The organism is Sphingobacterium sp. SGL-16, assembly GCF_011043515.1.
Classification (GTDB): Bacteria; Bacteroidota; Bacteroidia; order Sphingobacteriales; family Sphingobacteriaceae; genus Sphingobacterium; species Sphingobacterium litopenaei.
Window position 1 is genome coordinate 1 of sequence record NZ_JAAKGQ010000130.1, and the last position, 467, is coordinate 467.

General features: G+C 35.8%; 2 protein-coding genes. Both read left to right on the forward strand.

Annotation, left to right across the window (positions count from 1 at the left end):
• The first annotated feature begins 67 nt into the window (after positions 1 to 67).
• The gene (locus G5B32_RS17770; protein ID WP_165292675.1) at positions 68 to 178 is read left to right on the forward strand and encodes a DUF4372 domain-containing protein; all 111 of its coding nucleotides are present in this window, start codon (positions 68 to 70) and stop codon (positions 176 to 178) included.
• Positions 174 to 467: DUF4372 domain-containing protein (locus G5B32_RS16975; protein WP_317166127.1), on the forward strand; the 294-nt coding region annotated here is incomplete at its 3' end. The genes G5B32_RS17770 and G5B32_RS16975, both read left to right, overlap by 5 nt.

Genomic DNA, 467 nt, shown 5'->3' on the forward strand with positions numbered 1-467 from the left:
TAAAAATGGCGGTGGATTTATATAGCAGGGATTGCTATATTTAATTCGCTAAAATTAACCAACCGCCATGGTAAATATAAACGTATTTTCTCAGATATTAGGACTAGTAGATCGCAATATTTTCAACAAATTGGTTCAACAATATCATTCCGATAAACACCATAAAGGAATTAATTAATAGTTGGACACACTTTGTAAGTATGCTTTTCTGCCATCTTTCCTTAGCTGATTCCGTTCGTGATATTTCTAATGGGCTTCGTAGTACTACAGGAAACATGAGTCATATGGGTATCTCTAGAACGCCAAGCAAGTCCAACCTCTCTTACATCAACCAACATCGTAATCATGGCCTATTTCGAGATTTGTATTATAAACTTTTGGATGATTTGTGGCGTAAAGATTCTCCAAGACGCACCGAGCTTAACAGACTCAAGCGTAAAGTATATTTCATGGATGCTACTATTATT